The organism is Pantoea agglomerans, assembly GCF_020149765.1.
GTDB lineage: Bacteria > Pseudomonadota > Gammaproteobacteria > Enterobacterales > Enterobacteriaceae > Pantoea > Pantoea alvi.
This window is the reverse complement of record NZ_CP083809.1, coordinates 1313056-1329222: the sequence shown is the minus strand read 5'-3', so window position 1 is coordinate 1329222 and position 16167 is coordinate 1313056. Positions and strand designations below refer to the sequence as shown.

At 61.8% G+C, this 16167-nt stretch carries 15 protein-coding genes; 5 read left to right on the top strand and 10 right to left on the bottom strand.

All coding sequences use genetic code 11. From position 1 onward, the window contains the following. Positions 1 to 207: 207 nt before the first annotated feature. Positions 208 to 873: a GTP cyclohydrolase I FolE gene (gene folE, locus LB453_RS08975; RefSeq protein ID WP_033750312.1), complete on the bottom strand. Its 666-nt coding sequence runs from the start codon at positions 871 to 873 to the stop codon at positions 208 to 210. A gap of 122 nt (positions 874 to 995) precedes the next feature. Further along, complete coding sequence (locus tag LB453_RS08970; RefSeq protein WP_103794105.1) at positions 996 to 2126, bottom strand: YbfB/YjiJ family MFS transporter; 1131 nt, start codon at positions 2124 to 2126, stop codon at positions 996 to 998. Positions 2127 to 2231: 105 nt separating this feature from the next. Here LB453_RS08970 and ptrR point away from each other — a divergent pair, with 105 nt between their 5' ends. From ptrR to fghA, 3 genes are all read left to right on the top strand, one after another. After that, entirely contained in the window at positions 2232 to 3143 is a 912-nt protein-coding gene (gene ptrR / locus LB453_RS08965; protein ID WP_103794106.1) for a putrescine utilization regulator PtrR, read from the top strand. 88 nt (positions 3144 to 3231) lie between these two features. Beyond that, positions 3232 to 4356, top strand: a complete 1125-nt coding sequence (locus tag LB453_RS08960; protein ID WP_103794107.1) for an S-(hydroxymethyl)glutathione dehydrogenase/class III alcohol dehydrogenase — start codon at positions 3232 to 3234, stop codon at positions 4354 to 4356. A 12-nt stretch (positions 4357 to 4368) separates the two neighbouring features. Further along, positions 4369 to 5211 (top strand): S-formylglutathione hydrolase, encoded by an 843-nt coding sequence (gene fghA / locus LB453_RS08955; RefSeq protein ID WP_103794108.1) that lies wholly within the window; start codon positions 4369 to 4371, stop codon positions 5209 to 5211. Positions 5212 to 5283: 72 nt separating this feature from the next. On the opposite strand, the gene LB453_RS08950 is transcribed toward fghA, so the two are convergent. From LB453_RS08950 to LB453_RS08930, 5 genes are all read right to left on the bottom strand, one after another. Then, positions 5284 to 6072, bottom strand: a complete 789-nt coding sequence (locus LB453_RS08950) for an ABC transporter ATP-binding protein (RefSeq protein ID WP_103794109.1) — start codon at positions 6070 to 6072, stop codon at positions 5284 to 5286. After that, positions 6069 to 7127 carry a FecCD family ABC transporter permease gene (locus LB453_RS08945; RefSeq protein WP_103794110.1) on the bottom strand — a complete coding sequence of 353 codons (1059 nt, stop codon included), beginning with the start codon at positions 7125 to 7127 and terminating at the stop codon, positions 6069 to 6071. Before LB453_RS08945 ends, LB453_RS08950 begins: the two co-directional genes overlap by 4 nt. 145 nt (positions 7128 to 7272) lie before the next feature. Further along, the gene (locus LB453_RS08940) at positions 7273 to 8739 is read right to left on the bottom strand and encodes an amino acid permease (protein ID WP_103794111.1); all 1467 of its coding nucleotides are present in this window, start codon (positions 8737 to 8739) and stop codon (positions 7273 to 7275) included. A gap of 129 nt (positions 8740 to 8868) precedes the next feature. Further along, positions 8869 to 9735: a DNA-binding transcriptional regulator YeiE gene (gene yieE, locus LB453_RS08935; protein WP_103794112.1), complete on the bottom strand. Its 867-nt coding sequence runs from the start codon at positions 9733 to 9735 to the stop codon at positions 8869 to 8871. Positions 9736 to 9744: 9 nt separating this feature from the next. Then, entirely contained in the window at positions 9745 to 10125 is a 381-nt protein-coding gene (locus tag LB453_RS08930) for a YkvA family protein (protein ID WP_103794113.1), read from the bottom strand. Positions 10126 to 10226: 101 nt separating this feature from the next. On the opposite strand from LB453_RS08930, the gene LB453_RS08925 reads away from it, so the two are divergent. Together LB453_RS08925 and nfo are read left to right on the top strand one after the other, a co-directional pair. Further along, the gene (locus LB453_RS08925; protein WP_103794114.1) at positions 10227 to 11294 is read left to right on the top strand and encodes a YeiH family protein; all 1068 of its coding nucleotides are present in this window, start codon (positions 10227 to 10229) and stop codon (positions 11292 to 11294) included. Positions 11295 to 11334: 40 nt separating this feature from the next. Then, positions 11335 to 12180 carry a deoxyribonuclease IV gene (gene nfo, locus LB453_RS08920; RefSeq protein WP_103794115.1) on the top strand — a complete coding sequence of 282 codons (846 nt, stop codon included), beginning with the start codon at positions 11335 to 11337 and terminating at the stop codon, positions 12178 to 12180. A 209-nt stretch (positions 12181 to 12389) separates the two neighbouring features. On the opposite strand, the gene fruA is transcribed toward nfo, so the two are convergent. From fruA to fruB, 3 genes are read right to left on the bottom strand one after another with little or no spacing between them, the layout of a single operon-like run. Next, a complete protein-coding gene (gene fruA, locus LB453_RS08915) occupies positions 12390 to 14081 on the bottom strand; it encodes a PTS fructose transporter subunit IIBC (protein ID WP_224481694.1) in 1692 nt (563 codons plus the stop codon). Positions 14082 to 14097: 16 nt separating this feature from the next. Beyond that, positions 14098 to 15036, bottom strand: coding sequence for a 1-phosphofructokinase (gene fruK, locus LB453_RS08910; protein ID WP_224481693.1), 939 nt, complete (start codon positions 15034 to 15036; stop codon positions 14098 to 14100). Then, positions 15033 to 16163, bottom strand: coding sequence for a fused PTS fructose transporter subunit IIA/HPr protein (gene fruB, locus LB453_RS08905; protein ID WP_103794118.1), 1131 nt, complete (start codon positions 16161 to 16163; stop codon positions 15033 to 15035). Before fruB ends, fruK begins: the two co-directional genes overlap by 4 nt. Positions 16164 to 16167 lie beyond the last annotated feature (4 nt).

Below are 16167 nucleotides of genomic sequence, written 5' to 3'. Positions count from 1 at the left end.
GAGTGAGATAAACCGAAGAGCAAAGCACGCCGCGTCAGGGACAAAACGTCAGGAACGTTTTTGAACCATGCCGCAGCGCGCTGGCCCGGTTACGGGCGCACCTCACCGCTGAGGTTGCCTGCGACGCGGGCCGGACAGGCAGGGATGCCCGCTTTTGCGTCTTTGCGATCGGGTCATCTCACCCGCGTCGGTGCATAACCAATGGTGTTAAATATGACGCACCGCGCGCAGAAACTCCTGGCGAGTATTCTGGCTCGACTTAAACAGGCCGCCCAGCGAGGTGGTGGTGGTCGCGCTGGTGGCGTCTTTCACTCCGCGCGCTTTCACGCAGTAGTGCACCGCATCAATAGAGACCGCGACGTTGTTAGTGCCAAGCAGCGTCTGCAGCGCCACCAGCACCTGCTGCGTCAGACGTTCCTGCACCTGCGGGCGCTGGGCGAAGAACTGCACGATGCGGTTAATCTTCGACAGGCCAATCACCTTCTCTTTCGGAATATAGGCCACGGTCGCTTTGCCGTCGATAATCACAAAGTGGTGCTCGCAGGTGCTGGTCAGGGTGATATCGCGCACCGTCACCATCTCATCCACTTTCATCTTATTTTCGATGACGGTGATTTTCGGGAAGTTAGCGTAATCCAGGCCGGAAAAGACCTCATCCACATACATTTTGGCGATGCGATGCGGCGTCTCCATCAGGCTGTCATCCTCAAGATCCAGATTCAGCAGCTGCATGACCTCGGTCATATGGCCGGCGATCAGGCGCTTACGGGTTTCGTCATCCATTTCACGCGTCGGCGCGCGTAACGGCGTTTCCAGGCCTCGCGCCAGCAGCGCTTCGTGAACCAGGATAGCTTCCTGACTAAGGGTGCTCATCGTACTCATCTCCGCAGGTGTAACGCCCGCCGGAGAGACCGGCGGGTTCAATTCTGAGCGCGTATTGTGAAGCTTTCCGCAGGGGTAATCCAGTAATCAATCCAATCGGTGATGAAAGCTTTTCATTGCGCGCGTCGCCAGACCAGCAGCCCGGCCGCCGCCAGGCCCAGCCCGGCGATCCACAGCGCGGGCGCCAGCTGATGCAGCAGCGCGGTCGAGAGCGACGACAGCACCGGCCCCACCAGCTGCCCGACGGCGTAGCCGGTGGTCAGCAGCCCCGCCATATAGCGCGTATGCTGCGGCGCCAGCTCGCGCGCGTAGGCCAGCGCCAGCTGTACCACGCAGAGAAAGCCGCCGCCCACCAGCAGCGCGCCGATCAGCAGGCCGCTAAAGCCCGGCAGCGCCGCGGCCGCCGCCACGCCCAGCGCCTGCGCCCAGAGCACAAAGGCCAGCCGCCGGTTGTTGCTGGCGAGGTGGCGCGTCAGGATCCCCAGCGCGATGCCAACTATCGCCGCGCCGCCGAAGATCGGCCAGACCAGCTGGGCAAAGGCGCCGTCGGGAAAGCGCGCCGCCGCCATCTGCGACAGAAAGGTGGCGGGCAGGATATAGCCGAAGCCCGCCAGGCTATAGCTCAGCACCAGCCGTCGCAGGTCTGGGGTCAGCACCAGCGGATCCGGCGCCCGATCGGGACGGTGCAGATCGCCGACGCGGCGCGGCAAATTGCGCGCGATAGCGGCGATAATCAGCAGCGCCAGCAGGCCGTAGGCGGCCCAGGCCAGCGAGGCGGAAGCCTGCGAGGCGTGCAGCTGCACCGCCAGCAGGCCGCTGATAAAGATGCCCGCCCCCGGCCCGGCGAATACCGCCGCCGACAGGCCGGGACGGCCGTAGTGATGCAGCTGCTCGCTGCTCCAGGCGGCCACCAGCACCAGCGCCACGCCGCTCGCCCAGCCGATCAGAAAGCGCACCGCGCCGTGCAGCCAGGGGCCGGTGACGCAGGCGGAGAGCAGCGTCAGGATCACCGCGCCCCAGACGCCCAGCTGCAAACGCAGCTCGACGCGACGCCGCGCGCGCATCGCATCAAAAGAGCCGCAGAGATAGCCAAGATAGTTGAGCGCCGCCACCAGACTGGCGCTGGTCAGCGTCAGCTGGCCGTCGTGTATCATTAGCGGCACCTGCGGCGTAAAGGCGAAACGTCCGATGCCCATCACCACCACCAGCGCCAGAAAGGCGCTGAGCGCCACGCGAAAAGCCATTTCCCTACTCCTGCCCTCTTATTATCACTTGCTTATAACATGCCAGCTTATTAAACTCACGAAAACTGAATAATTCACATCAAGTTGTTTACGAGAAGAGAATATATGGATCTTGTCCAGCTACGCATGTTCTGTTCCGTGGCCGAAACCGGTTCGCTGGCGCGCGCTGCGGAACAACTTCATCGCGTCCCCTCCAACCTCACCACGCGGCTGCGGCAGCTGGAAGAGGAGATGGGCGTCGATCTGTTTATACGCGAGAAACAGCGCATTCGGCTGTCGCCGATGGGCCACAACTTTCTTAATTACGCGCAGCGCATTCTGGCGCTGAGCGACGAGGCGCTGAGCATGGCGCGCGCGGGCGAACCGGCCGGCAACTTCGCGCTCGGCTCGATGGAGAGCACCGCCGCGACGCGTCTGCCTGCCCTGCTGGCGGCCTATCATCAGCGCTTTCCGAAAGTGTCGCTGTCGCTGATCACCAGTACCTCCGGCGAGATTATCGACAAGGTGCGTGAAGGCACGCTGGCCGCCGCGCTGGTCGACGGCCCGGCGCCCTATGACGATCTCAACGGCTGCATCGCCTTCCGCGAAACCCTGACGCTGATCACCAGCCTCGATCATCTGCCGGTCAGGAACGCGCGCGACGTGCAAAACGACACCCTGTTCGCCTTTCGCAATAGCTGCTCCTATCGCGTGAAGCTCGAAGCCTGGTACCGCGACAGCGGCATCGCGCCCGGCAGCGTGATGGAGATCCAGTCCTACCACGCGATGATGGCCTGCGTGGCGGGCGGTGCGGGCGTGGCGATGATCCCTGAATCGGTGCTGAAGCAGATGCCTGAGCGCGCCCGCGTGCAGGCGCATCAGCTGCCGGCCGCCTGGCGCGACACCGCCACCTGGCTGATGTGGCGCCGCGACGCCTTTACCCCCAACGTAGAAGCGCTTAAGTACTTGATTATTGATATGTTTGACGACCGGCCGCAGGATGACCAGCTGCTGCATCCGCTGCAGGTCGCAGAGTAATTGCTGATTACGCGCTATTTTTATTGATATCACGACCTACGGACGCGACCAGACCGGCGCGTCCCCATCTGACCGCAAGAGGGATTGCATGAACATGATTAAAACCCGCGCCGCCGTTGCCTGGGCCGCTGGCGAACCGCTGAAAATCGAAGAAGTGGATCTGATGCCGCCGCAGAAAGGTGAAGTGCTGGTGCGTATCGTCGCCACCGGCGTGTGCCATACCGATGCCTATACCCTGTCGGGCAAAGATCCGGAAGGCGTATTCCCGGCGATCCTCGGCCATGAAGGCGGCGGCGTAGTGGAAGCGGTTGGCGAAGGCGTAACCAGCGTCGAAGTCGGCGATCACGTGATCCCGCTCTACACGCCCGAGTGCGGCAAGTGCAAATTCTGCCTGTCGGGCAAAACCAACCTCTGCCAGGCGATCCGCACCACCCAGGGCAAAGGCCTGATGCCGGACGGCACCACGCGTTTCTTTAAGGACGGCAAGCCGATTTTCCACTACATGGGCACCTCAACCTTCTCCGAGTACACCGTGGTGCCGGAAATCTCGCTGGCGAAAATCAGCAAAGAGGCGCCGCTGGAGGAAGTGTGTCTGCTGGGCTGCGGCGTTACCACCGGCATGGGCGCGGTAATGAACACCGCCAAAGTTAAAGAAGGCGATACCGTGGCGATTTTCGGCCTCGGCGGCATCGGCCTGTCGGCGATTATCGGCGCGAAAATGGCAAAAGCGGGACGCATTATCGGTATCGATATCAACACCAGTAAATTTGACCTGGCGCGCAAGCTGGGTGCGACCGACCTGGTGAACCCGAAAGATTATGAGAAACCGATCCAGGAAGTGATCGTTGAGATGACCGACGGCGGTGTGGATTACTCTTTTGAATGCATCGGCAACGTCAACGTCATGCGTTCCGCGCTGGAGTGCTGCCATAAAGGCTGGGGCGAATCGGTGATTATCGGCGTGGCCGGCGCGGGCGAAGAGATCTCAACCCGTCCGTTCCAGCTGGTGACCGGTCGCGTCTGGCGCGGTTCCGCCTTCGGCGGCGTGAAGGGCCGCTCACAGCTGCCGGGTATCGTGCAGGATTATCTGGACGGCAAATTCGCCCTGAACGACTTTATTACCCATACCATGCCGCTGGAGGAGATTAACGAGGCCTTCGATCTGATGCATGAAGGGAAGTCGATCCGTTCGGTGGTGCACTTCAACAAGTAATCGGGAGGCGATATGGCATCCACGCTGGAACTGCTGGAAGAACACAGGATGTTCGGCGGCTGGCAGCAACGCTGGCGACATCAGTCAGCCGCGCTCAACTGCCCGATGACCTTCAGCATTTTTTTGCCCAATCCAAAAGGCGACACGCCGCCGCCCGCGGTGTGGTTTCTGGCAGGCCTGACCTGCACGGATGAGAACTTCAGCACCAAAGCTGGCGCGCAGCGCGTCGCGGCGGAGCTGGGTCTGGTGTTGATTATGCCGGACACCAGCCCGCGCGGCGAGGCGGTCGCCAACGACGACGCCTACGATCTCGGCCAGGGCGCAGGGTTTTACCTTAACGCGACCCAGGCGCCCTGGTCGGCGCACTACCGCATGTTCGACTACCTGAGCCAGGAGCTGCCGGCGCTGATCGCCGATAACTTCAATATCAGCGAGCGGCAGTCGGTTATGGGGCATTCGATGGGCGGCCATGGCGCGCTGATGCTGGCGCTGCGTCTCGGCAACCGCTTTGCGTCGGCGTCGGCCTTTGCGCCCATCGTCAATCCCAGCGAGGTGCCCTGGGGGCAGAAAGCGTTCAGCGCCTATCTGGGTGACGATCGTGCCGCGTGGCGCGAGTATGACAGCTGTGCGCTGATGCGCGAGGTGCAGTCGCGCCTGCCGATCCTGATCGATCAGGGCGACAGCGATCAGTTCCTGGCGGATCAGCTTCAGCCAGAGCGGCTGGATGTGGTGGCAAAAGAGGTGGGATTCCCGCTGACGCTGCGCGTGCAGCCGGGCTATGACCACAGCTACTACTTTATTGCGACCTTCGTCGAGGATCATCTGCGCTTCCATGCGCAGCACTTACTGGTGTAGGTCGTTCAGGGCCGCATCGCGGCCCTGAACGTTTGGCAAGTTGTGCAGCGACAGGTAATGCGCACACGCGGTTTAAACCAGCTCCGCGCCGACCAGCCCGTCAATCATCACCTGCGGCATTCCCTGCGAGCAGTGTTCGATACGTCCTTTCACGCCATATACCTGCGCCAGCGTTTCCGGCGTAATCACCTGCTCCGGCACGCCATCCGCTATCAGCGCACCCTCTTTCAGCATCAGCGCATGGTGCGCATGGCGTAGGGCGATATTGATATCGTGTACCACCACCACGGTAACGATATTGCGCTGGGCGGTTTCGCGGCGCACCAGATCCATCACGTGAAACTGGTAGTTCAGGTCCAGCGCGCTCAGCGGCTCATCCAGCAGCAGCAGCTCCGGGCGGCGGATCAGCGACTGCGCCAGGCCGACCAGCTGTTTCTGTCCGCCTGACAGCTGATCGAGATAGCGCATCGCCAGATGTGAAATGCCGAGCTGCTCCAGCAGATACATCACTTCCGCTTCGCTGGCGGCATTATGCAGGCCGCCGGACGCGCGCTGCGCCACGATAATCGACTCCAGCACGTGCAGATGCACCCCCGCCGGCAGCGTCTGCGGCAGATAGACCACGCGCTGGGCGCGGCGCGCGAACGGCTGCTGCATCAGCTCTTCGTCGTTAAGCCACAGTTCACCCTGCCCTTTGTTCAGCCCGGCCAGCGCGCGCAGCAGCGTCGACTTGCCGCAGCCGTTCGGCCCCAGCAGCACGGTGATCTTGCCGCGCGGCAGAAGCGCCACGCTGAGATCCTCAATCACCTTGCGTTTGGGGTAGCCTGCCGTGAAATGTTTTAACCTCAGCCCCTGACTCATACATTCCCCCGGTGACGCAGAATAATGCTCAGGAAAAAGGGCACGCCCACCAGCGAGGTGACGATACCCACCGGAATAATCACGCCGGGAATGAGGTTCTTTGAGGCGACCGACGCCATTGAGAGCACCAGCGCGCCGGTCAGTGCGCTGGCGGGCAGATAGTAGCGGTGATCTTCGCCGAAGATCATGCGGGCGATATGCGGTGCCACCAGTCCGATAAAGCCGATTGGTCCGACAAAGGCGACCGCCAGCGCGGAAAGAATACTGATGCGCAGCAGCGTTGCCAGGCGCAGGCGACGCACGTCGATGCCGAAGCTCACGGCACGATCTTCGCCGAGGCGCAGCGCGGTCAGCTTCCAGCTGCTGAGCAGCGAAAACGGCAGCAGCAGCGCAAAGGCGGCGCTCAGCACGCCAAGCTTCTCCCAGGAGGCACGCGCCAGGCTACCCATGGTCCAGAACACCAGCCCCTGCAGGGTATCTTCGCTGGCGATAAACTGCATCATTGATACCAGCGCGTTAAAGGTGAAGACCAGCGCGATGCCGAACAGCACCACGCCCGAGGTAGAGACCCGCGTCCAGCGCGTCACGCCGTCGAGCATCAGGGCGGCGAACAGCGCGAACACAAAGGCGTTGGCGGAAATCAGCCACTGATCCGGCACGCCGGGAATGCCGATGCCGAGAATAATCGCCAGCGCCGCGCCGAAAGCCGCCGCTGAAGAGACGCCGAGGGTAAAGGGGCTGGCCAGCGGGTTATTGAGGATGGTTTGCATCTCGGCGCCCCCCAGTCCGAGGCAAAAGCCGACCACCACCGCCATCAGCGCGTAGGGTAAACGGATATCCCAGACGATGACGCGCGTGCCGGCGTCAACCGTGGCGGGATGAAGCAGCGATTGCCAGAGGGTCGGCAGCGAAAGGCCGGCCGGGCCAAGGGTAAAGTCCAGTACCAGCGAGGCGATAATTGCCAGCACCAGCACGGCGATCATCAGCATGCGGCGGCGCAATACCTGATGATAGCGGCCCATAGCGCCCTGCGCGGGCAGAGTTGAGTCCGTCATAAAAAGCCTGTGTTAAAGGTTCGGTCGAAAACGCTGCCACAATAGAGCAGATGATAATAATTATCAATTCTTCAACCTAACAAAACGGCTCCTTAACGAAAAAAGCGCGGCCTGGCCGCGCTTACTGTTATCCCGAAGGTGAGCTTCACTCTTTATGCGTCGGGAATTCCATATCGCTGTACTTCACGAAGCGGGTGCCGCGCGTCAGCTTGTAGCCCATCCAGATCAGCAAAAACAGCGGCAGACCGATATAGGTGGCGGCAACGCCGTACCAGTCGATGCTGTCGTTGAGGAACGCCTGATAGTTCTGGCCCAGCGTGATGATCAGGCAGAGCACGAAGGCGAAAATCGGGCCGACCGGGAAAAAGCCCGAGCGGTACGGCAGGTCGTCCAGGCTGTGGCCCTGCCTGATATAGCCGCGACGGAAGCGATAGTGGCTGATGGCGATGCCCAGCCAGGCAATAAAGCCGGTCATGCCCGAGGTATTCAGCAGCCAGAGATAGACTTCCTGATTGCCGAACTTCGAGGTGAGAAAGCAGAGCCCCGCCACCACGGTCGTCGCCAGCAGCGCGTTGCGCGGCACGCCGCCTTTTGACAGCCTGGCGAAAATGCGCGGCGCTTTGCCTTCACTCGCCAGGTTATAGAGCATGCGCGTCGAGGCGTACATACCGGAGTTGCCCGCCGACAGCACCGACGTCAGGATCACCGCGTTCATCACCGCCGCCGCTGAAAGCAGGCCAGCATGCTGGAACACCAGGGTAAAGGGGCTGACGCTGATGTCGGTGACGTCGTTGTGCAGCAGCTGCGGATCGGTATAGGGCAGGATCAGGCTGATAATCAGAATCGCGAAGATATAGAACAGCAGGATACGCCAGAACACCTGGCGCACCGCGCGCGGAATGTTTTTCGCCGGATCTTCCGACTCGCCCGCCGCGATACCGATCAGCTCGGTGCCCTGGAAAGAGAAGCCGACGATCATCGCCACGCCTATCATCGCCGCGAATCCGCCGGCGAACGGCGCGTCGCCGACCTGCCAGTTATGCCAGCCGGCGTGCTCGCCGCCGCGCAGAATACCGAGGATCATCAGGACGCCAACCACGATAAAGATAATCACGGTCGCCACCTTGATCAGCGAGAACCAGTACTCCGCTTCACCAAAGCCTTTTACTGAAATAAAGTTAAGCAGGAACATCAGGCAGAGGAACAGCGCGCTCCAGATCCAGCCGGGCGTATCGGGAAACCAGTAGTTCATCACCAGCTGCGAGGCAACGAGATCCACGGCGATGGTCACCGCCCAGTTGTACCAGTAGTTCCAGCCGAGGGCGAAACCAAAGCCCTCTTCTACATATTTTGCGCCGTAGGTGGCGAAGGAGCCGGAAACCGGCATAAAGGCGGCCAGCTCGCCGAGGCTGGTCATCAGGAAGTAGACCATCAGGCCAATCAGCGCGTAGGAGAGCAGCGCACCGCCCGGCCCCGCCTGGGAAATGGTGGCGCCGGAGGCAACGAACAGGCCGGTGCCGATCGATCCGCCGATGGCGATCATCGTCAGGTGACGCGCCTTTAACTCGCGTCGTAACGCAGGTTGTTGTGTTGTATTTGTGTCTTTATGCATGTGTAAACACTAGGCTCGCTAAAAATGAGGCGCGATTGTAGCAATTCACCCTGCCCTGTATAGCACTGGTGCCCTGTTATTAGTTACCTTCATAATTGCAGCTGAATTATAAGCAAAAACCTTTTGCAGCTACTCGCGGCAGTAGGAGAGAAAGCGGTCAAGCGCCCGGGAAAGGTGCTTCTGGCGATGATGAATACGGTACAGAGTGCGCGTCAGGCGCGGCAGCGGAATCGTCAGCTCGACCAGGGTGCCCGCCTCCAGCAGATCGGCGATGACGCGCCGCGACAGGCAGCTGATGCCCATATTGTGCCGCACCGCATGCTTGATCGCCTCGGAATTGCCCAGCTCCATGCCGAGCTGAAAAGCGGGCAGGTGCGAGAGCAGCAGATAGTCGACGATTTCGCGCGTGCCGGAGCCGCGCTCGCGCAGGATCCACGGGGCGTTGCCGAGGCTCTCCAGCGTCACCGGCTGGCGCGCAATCTCCGCATCGGGCGCGGCGAACACCACCAGCTCATCCTCCAGCCAGGCATCGCTCACCAGTTCAGTCATATGGCACGGCCCTTCAATCAGGCCGACGTCGACGCGGAAATCCGCCACCGCGTTGATAACATCCTGGCTGTTGCCGACGCTCAGCTCCAGCGGCAGGCCGGGAAAGTCGCGGCGATAGGCGGCGATCATACCCGGCAGCAGATAGTTGCCGATGGTGCTGCTGGCGTAGATACGGATGGCACCGTTGTCCTCTTTAAATAGCTGTTCGATTTCGCCCGCCTGCTCCAGCAGGCCGATGGCGCGCGGATAGAGCAGGCGGCCGTGTTCGTTCAGCACCAGCCGCTTGCCGACCCGGTCGAACAGCTGTACGCCCAGCTGGCCTTCCAGATCCGCCAGCGCAGCGCTCACCGCCGACTGCGAAAGCGCCAGCACCTGCGAGGCCTGCGTGGTCGAGCCGCTTTTCAGCACTTCGGTAAACACTTCTATCTGCCGCAGCGTGATATGCATGGGGTCTCCTTACATTGCGTAGCGCTGAATGAGGTAGTAGAGCACTCCCAGCCAGATCAGCACCATCAGCACCAGGCCAAAGCCGCTGACCACCTTCTTGCCGCGCGCGCGCTGTACTTCAGCGCGCTCCGCGCTGCTGATACGCACGTCGCGCGGCAGCAGGCGCAGCAGGATCAGCACGCCGAGCGGAATGATTATCGCATCGTCCAGCAGGCCGATGATGGGGATGAAGTCGGGGATCAGATCGATGGGGCTAAGCGCATAGGCAACCAGCCCAAATGCCAGCAGCTTGAACCACCAGGGCGTGCGCGGGTCGCGGCAGGCGAACCACAGCGTCAGCACATCCTTTTTAATCAGGGCGGCCCAGCGGCGTAAACGTCCAAATAACATCTTTCGGCCTTATCGTTTTATCTGGTTAATTATAAATATATTATCAATTTCACTTTTAAGCCAGCGCGGCGCATGCTTTGCCTGAACCTAAGGAGCAGATGATGGCAGAGCTAAGTTTTCCCCGACTTCCCGATTTTATTCAACACCGTTTTCCGGGTTTGCTGCTGACCGCCGCCATTGCCGGCGGCGCGGCCTGGCTGGCGCAGCGCCCGCAGGTTGCTGAACTGGGCCTCGGCGCGCTGACGCTGGCGATTATGCTCGGCATTCTGGTCGGCAACACCCTTTACCCTTCCGTAGCCGCTCCGTGCGACGCGGGCGTGCTGCTGGCGAAGCAGAAACTGCTGCGCCTCGGCATTATTCTGTTCGGCTTTCGCATTACGCTGCAGCAGATCGCCGAGGTTGGCCTGAGCGGCGTGCTGATCGACCTGCTGACGCTGAGCTCCACCTTCTTTATTACCTGCCTGCTGGGCATCAGGCTGCTGAAGCTCGACCGCGAAACGGTCTGGCTAATCGGCGCGGGCAGCAGCATCTGCGGCGCGGCGGCGGTGCTCGCCACCGAGCCGGTGGTAAAGGCCTCGCCGTCGAAGGTCGCGGTGGCGGTGGCGACCGTGGTGCTGTTCGGCACCCTGGCGATCCTGATCTATCCCCCGCTCTGGCTGCTGGCACAGCGCTATTTCCCGGCGCTGAGCATGGCGCAGTACGGCATCTTTACCGGCTCCACCATCCATGAGGTGGCGCAGGTGGTGGCGGCCGGTCATGCGGTAGGCCCAGAGGCGGAGAACAGCGCGGTGATCGCGAAAATGCTGCGCGTCATGATGCTGGCGCCCTTTCTGCTCTGCCTGAGCGGCTGGCTGCGCCGCGCGCCGCAGCAGCCGGCGCGCCGGGGCATCGCCTTCCCCTGGTTCGCGCTCGGCTTTATCGGCGTGGCGCTGTTTAACTCGCTGCATCTGCTGCCGGCCGCCTGGGTCGCCTCGATTAATCAGGTCGCTAACCTGCTGCTGGCGATGGCGATGGCGGCGCTCGGCCTTACCACGCGCTTCGGCGCGCTGCGTCAGGCAGGCGCAAAACCGCTGCTGCTGGGGCTGATGGTCTTTATCTGGCTGATCGTCGGCGGCGGCGCCATCAATCTGCTGACGCAGCATTTCATGGGTCTGGCGCATCAGGTATGATGCGGGCTTCTTTTTAGTCGGCCTTTTCAGGAGAAGCGGCATGAAATATATCGGCGCCCACGTCAGCGCGGCTGGCGGCGTAGAGCAGGCAGTGATTCGTGCCCATGAACTGGAAGCGACCGCGTTTGCCCTGTTTACCAAAAATCAGCGGCAGTGGAAGGCGGCGCCGCTTTCAGGCGCCACCATCGACGCGTTCAAATCCGCCTGCGAGAAATACCACTTTGGCCCGCATCAGATCCTGCCGCACGACAGCTTTCTGATTAACCTTGGTCATCCAGTTATGGATGCGCTGGAAAAGTCGCGCGCCGCCTTTATCGACGAGATGCAGCGCGCCGAGCAGCTGGGCCTAACGCTGCTCAACTTCCATCCGGGCAGCCATCTGAGTCAGATCGAGGAAGAGGCGTGCCTGAAGCGCATCGCCGAGTCGGTCAATATCGCGCTGGATAAAACGTCACAGGTGGTGGCGGTGATTGAGAACACCGCCGGTCAGGGCAGTAACCTTGGCTTCCGCTTTGAACATCTGGCGACGATTATCGAGCACGTTGAGGATAAATCCCGCGTCGGCGTCTGTATTGATACCTGCCATGCCTTTGCCGGCGGCTACGATCTGCGTACCGAAGCGGCGTGCGAAGAGACCTTCGCCGAGTTCGAGCGCATCGTCGGCTTCCAGTATCTGCGCGGCATGCACCTTAACGACGCCAAGAGCGCCTTCGGCAGCCGGGTCGATCGTCACCACAGCCTGGGCGAAGGCAATATCGGCAAAACGGCCTTTAGCTGGCTGATGAAGGATGCGCGCTTTGATGGTATCCCGCTGATTCTGGAGACCATTAATCCGGATATCTGGAAAGATGAGATCGCCTGGCTGAAAGCAGAGCAGAAAAACTAAAAGAGGGAGCCACATGGCTCCCTTATCGTTGTTAATGCTGTGCTCATCGCAGGTGACAGGGCCCGATCGCAAAGACGCAAAAAACGGCATCCCTGCCAGCTCGGCCCGCGACATCCTTGTCGCGGGACGCTTTGCTCTTCGGTCCCTGTCACCTGCTTTATAAACTACTCAGCCGCTGTAGGGAGTCTGCAGACGCCCCGCACCAAGGATCAGGCTTTCGCTAGCTCCTCTTCCGGGCGTTTCAGGATGGCGTAACCCAGGCCCGCCACCGCCGTGCCGACGATAATCGATACCAGGTAGCCCAGCACCGGCGTAATCGCGCCAGGAATAAGCAGTACGAACAGGCCGCCGTGCGGCGCCATCAGCTTCGCGCCGATATACATAGAGATAGCGCCGGTCAGTGCGCCACCGACGATACAGCACGGCAGCACGCGCATCGGGTCGCGCGCCGCAAACGGAATCGCCCCCTCGGAGATAAAGCAGAGACCCAGCACCAGCGCCGCTTTGCCTCCCTCCTGCTGACCTTTATTGAACTTACGGCGCGCCACCAGCGTCGCAACGCCCATCGCCAGCGGTGGCACCATGCCCGCCGCCATAATCGCCGCCATCGGCGCGTAGGTCTGCGAACTCAGCAGGCCGACGCCGAAGGCGTATGCCACTTTATTCACCGGGCCGCCCATATCGGTACACATCATGCCGCCCAGGATTGCGCCCAGCAGCACCGCATTTGCCGTGCCCATATTCGACAGCCAGGCGGTCAGGCCGGTCATAATAGCGGCGACCGGTTTACCCACCACGTAGATCATCAGCAGGCCGGTGATCAGGCTGGCAACCAGCGGGATAATCAAAATAGGCTTCAGCGCTTCCATACTCTGCGGCAGCTTAAGCTTGCCGCTGATCAGCTTCGCCGCATAGCCGGCGATAAAACCGGCGATAATGCCGCCGAGAAAGCCAGCGTTAATGCTGGTGGCGATCATGCCGCCAATCAGGCCCGGCGTCAGGCCCGGACGATCGGCAATTGAGAACGCAATAAAGCCCGCCAGCACCGGCACCATCAGCGCAAAGGCGCTGCCGCCACCGATCTGCATCAGCGCCGCCGCCAGGGTGCCCGGCTCTTTAAAGGCGGTAATGCCGAAGGCGAAGGAGAGCGCAATGCTCAGACCGCCCGCCACCACCATCGGCAGCATATAGGAGACGCCGGTCAACAGGTGACGGTACGCGCCCGCTTTCTCTTTTTTCTCGTCCTGCGGCTCGCCGCTCTGGCCGCCAGCAGCTTTGTAAGGCCGGGCTTCAGCCACCGCCTTATCCAGCTCCTGCGCGGTTTTCTTCAGCGCCAGACCGGTTGAGGTGCGGTACATCGGCTTACCGGCGAACTTCGCCAGGTCAACCTCAATATCCGCCGCCACGATCACCAGATCGGCAGCCGCCACCTCTTCCGGGGTAATCGCATTGCCTGCGCCAACGGAGCCGCGGGTTTCCACTTTCACCCACCAGCCGCGTTTGGTCGCCTCTGCCTGGATCGCCTCGGCAGCCATAAAGGTGTGCGCTACGCCGGTGGGACAGGCGGTAACCGCAACGATACGTTTTTGCGCGCTGGCCTGCGCGGCGGCAGGTGCAGCCTCGACCGCGGCTGGCTGCCAGGGTTTCGCTTCCGCTTTCACCTGCGCGAGGAACTGCTCAGGCGCACGTACCGCCTGCTGTACATCGCCCAGCCAGACAGATTTGCCGTTCAGGGCGGCGTCGTTCGGCAGCGCGTGGCCGAGGACGATCGCCAGCTCCGCTTCCGCCGGATTATCGGTAAGGGTAAAGCCAGCCTGCGCCGCAGCGGCAGCCAGACGCTGTTGCGCCATCCAGGCCGAGGCCTGGCCAGTTGAAGGATCTTTTATCAGCAGCGTTTTCATTATCGCTCTCCTGCTGTCAGTTAACGGGTTGTAAGTCGACGCGCGCCATCATCGCGGCCAACTGGGTACGATCGGTTACGCCAACGTTGCTCTGGCTAACGGCCATCGCCGCCACCGCCGTCGCAAGACGCAGCGTGTGTTCACTGGATTCGCGCATCAGCAGGCCGTAAATCAGGCCGCCGACCATCGAGTCCCCCGCCCCCACGGTGCTGACCACTTCGCACACCGGCGGTCTGGCGATCCATTCGCCTGAGGCGTTGACCCAGAGCGCGCCCTCCGCGCCCAGCGAAATTACGACATGGGCGATGCCCTGCTCGCGCAGCTCATGCGCCGCGCCAATCACATCCTGCAGCGTCGGCAGCGTACGTCCGGCCCAGATCTCCAGCTCGCGACGGTTTGGCTTCACCAGCCAGGGCGCGGCCTTCAGGCCCGCCACCAGCGCTTCGCGGCTGCTGTCGAAAATAATGCAGGGGCAGTGGGTGCGCAGGTCGCTCATCCAGCGGGTAAAGGCTTCCGGCTGCACGCCCGACGGCAGGCTGCCGCTGACGCACACCATGTCGAACTGGCCGAGCCAGGTCAGGGAATCGCTGGTGAAGCGATCCCAGTCCTGCTGGCTTACGTCAAAGCCGGAGAAGTTAAGATCGGTTACGTCGTTGTTCTGCTCGGTGAGCTTGACGTTAATGCGCGTGCGGCCCGGTACCACCTGGAAACGGTTGGCGATGCCCAGCTCGCTGAACAGCTGCTGAAAGCCGTCCTGATTCTCTTTGCCAAGGAAGCCGCCCACCGTAACGTCGATGCCGAGATCTTTCAGCACCTTCGCCACGTTAATGCCTTTGCCGGCCGCATGCAGGCCGGTGGTTTTTACCAGGTTAACCTCGCCGCGCTCGATCTCTGGAACGAAGCCCACCAGGTCGTAGGCGGGGTTTAGCGTAATAGTTGCGACGCGTCTGCTCATGCTACTCCCTCGCCCAGCCCCGAATTAATCGCCTCTTCTATGGCGTTCAGCGCCTGCTGCGCATCTTCGCCGCTGGCGGTAAAGCGCAGGCGATGGCCCTTCTTCACGCCCAGCGCCACCACTTTCATCAGGCTACGGCCGTTGGCTGGCTTGCCGCTGCCGTCGAGGTTAGTGACGGTAATATCGCTGTTAAACTGTTTGATGACGCTGACCAGCGCCGTGCCGGGACGGGCGTGCAGCCCGTGCTCGTTGCGAATGGTGAACTCTGCGCTCAGCACCTCGGCCTGCTCGTCCACTTCGCTGGTCAGCAGCGCGTAGACGCCCGCCGCGTCCGCCTTCAGCAGGCGATCCGCCTTGCCGTTCAGCAGCAGCGTGCTGAGATAGCTCAGCACCTCCATCGGTCGCTCGTCGACGGCGGATACCGTCACCAGCAGCGCTACTTTTTCGCCCTGATGTTCACCCGGCGTGGCGGCGCGGCTGACCGCGACCGCGCTGCGCAGGTTGCCGCGGCTGCTGTCGCTCAGCCAGATGCCCTGTCCCAGACTCAGCGGCGTCGCGGCCACCACGTCGGCGACAAAGCTGGCGTCTACCGCGCCCGCGGCCTGCAGACGGCCGGCATTCAGCGCCTGCAGCGTCATCAGGTCGCTGGCGGCGACGTCTAAGGTAATCAGCGAGGTGTCGAAACTGAATTCGGCCGCCTGTTTTTCGCCCATCAGCAGCGCGCGCAGATCTTCCGCCGAGGCGGTTTTCAGCTGTTCAGCGACGCTGTCGTCGCTCAGCACGTGCGTCAGCTGACGCAGCAGCGCCAGGTGCTCGTCAGATTTCGCTGCGATACCGATCGCGACAAACGCGGTCTGATCTTCGCCCCAGGCGACGCCCTGCGGAAACTGAAACACCTGCACGCCGGTTTTCTGCACCAGGTCGCGCGTATCGGTGGTGCCGTGCGGGATAGCGATGCCGTTGCCCAGAAAAGTTGAGGTCTGCTGCTCACGCGCCAGCATGCCGTCGACGTAGCCTTCCGCCACGTTGCCCGCTGCGGTCAGCGCCGCCGCGACCTGACGGATCGCCTCTTCTTTGTTTTGTGCACTGGCTCCGGTGTGGATGGCCTGCAATTCGAGCTGGAACATATTT